This is a genomic window from Sphingobium sp. SA916, from assembly GCF_002894065.1.
GTDB lineage: Bacteria > Pseudomonadota > Alphaproteobacteria > Sphingomonadales > Sphingomonadaceae > Sphingobium > Sphingobium fuliginis.
The window spans coordinates 1-1,522 of record NZ_LXYF01000117.1; the positions used below are offsets into that span (position 1 = coordinate 1).

Genomic DNA, 1,522 nt, shown 5'->3' on the forward strand with positions numbered 1-1,522 from the left:
TGTCCGCCGTCAGCGCCAATGGCACAGATTGAGGTTGTGATTTAAGGAGGATTTGGGCTTCGTCGTAGTGACGAAGGAACGAAGATGAAGCCCAAATCCTCCTTGAAAAAATCGGCGCCGAAGGCCCCAGCTGAGCGGGTGGTGAAGGACATACGGCGTGCGACGCGCCGGCACTTCTCTGCAGAGGACAAAATCAGGATCGTGCTGGAGGGGCTGCGCGGCGAAGACAGTATCGCCGAGCTGTGCCGCAAGGAAGGCATCGCCCAGAGCCTGTATTACACCTGGTCGAAGGAGTTCATGGAAGCGGGCAAGCGTCGTCTGGCCGGCGATACCGCCCGAGCTGCGACCACCGGCGAGGTGCACGACCTGCGCCGCGAAACCCGTGCCCTGAAGGAATGCGTGGCCGACCTGACGCTGGAAAACCGTCTGCTCAAAAAAAGCATGATCGCGGATGGGGGCGACGAAGAATGAGGTATCCCGCATCTGAGAAGCTCGAGATCATCAGGATCGTCGAGCAGTCGCATCTGCCCGCCAAGCGGACGCTGGACCAGCTCGGCATCCCCCGCCGGACCTTCTATCGATGGTATGACCGCTACCTCGAAGGCGGGCCGGAGGCGCTGGAGGATCGGCCATCGGCGCCGAGCCGGGTGTGGAATCGCATCGGCAACGATATCCAGCAGCAGATCGTCGAGATGGCGCTGGACCAGTCCGAGCTATCGCCCCGCGAGTTGGCTGTGCGCTTTACCGACGAGAAGCGCTACTTCGTGTCGGAATCGACGGTTTACCGGCTTCTGAAAGCCCATGACCTGATCACCAGCCCGGCCTTCATCGTGATCAAGGCGGCCGATGCGTTCCACACCAAGACGACGCGGCCGAACGAGATGTGGCAGACCGACTTCACCTACTTCAAAATCATCGGTTGGGGCTGGGTGTATCTGTCGACCGTGCTCGACGACTTCTCCCGCTATGTCATCGCCTGGAAGCTTTGCACCACCATGCGCGCCGGGGACGTCACCGACACGCTGGAACTGGCGCTTGAAGCCTCGGGCTGTTCGTCAGCCAGGGTCGTGCAAAAGCCCAGGCTGCTCAGCGATAATGGTCCGAGCTACATCGCCGAGGAGCTGGCCCAATGGATCGGTGCCAACGGTATGAGCCATGTCCGCGGCGCCCCGATGCATCCCCAGACCCAAGGCAAGATCGAGCGCTGGCACCAGACCCTCAAGAACCGGATCCTGCTGGAAAATTACTTCCTGCCCGGCGATCTGGAGACCCGGATCGAGGCCTTCATCGACCACTATAATCACCGCCGATATCACGAAAGCCTCGGCAATGTGACGCCCGCCGACACCTACTTCGGCAGGGCTGACGCCATCATCCAACAGCGCGAAAGGATCAAACGGAAGACCATCGAACACCGACGCTTGCAGCACCGCAAGCTCGCCGCTTAATATCAACCCCAGGACGAGGCCCGCGCTCCGCTAATCTACGCCGCGATCTGCGCCAAATGTTCTGACGACAGACA

1 protein-coding gene is annotated in these 1,522 nt (G+C 60.8%); it reads left to right on the plus strand.

Translation table 11 applies throughout. The annotated features are described in order from the left end of the window. Positions 1-84 precede the first annotated feature (84 nt). Positions 85-1,448, plus strand: a protein-coding gene (locus tag A8G00_RS24645; RefSeq protein ID WP_100239769.1) for an IS3 family transposase whose coding sequence is annotated in 2 segments (ribosomal slippage) — positions 85-433 and positions 433-1,448 — 1,365 coding nt in all. Because the reading frame shifts where the segments join, the coding sequence is not laid out codon by codon here. Positions 1,449-1,522 lie beyond the last annotated feature (74 nt).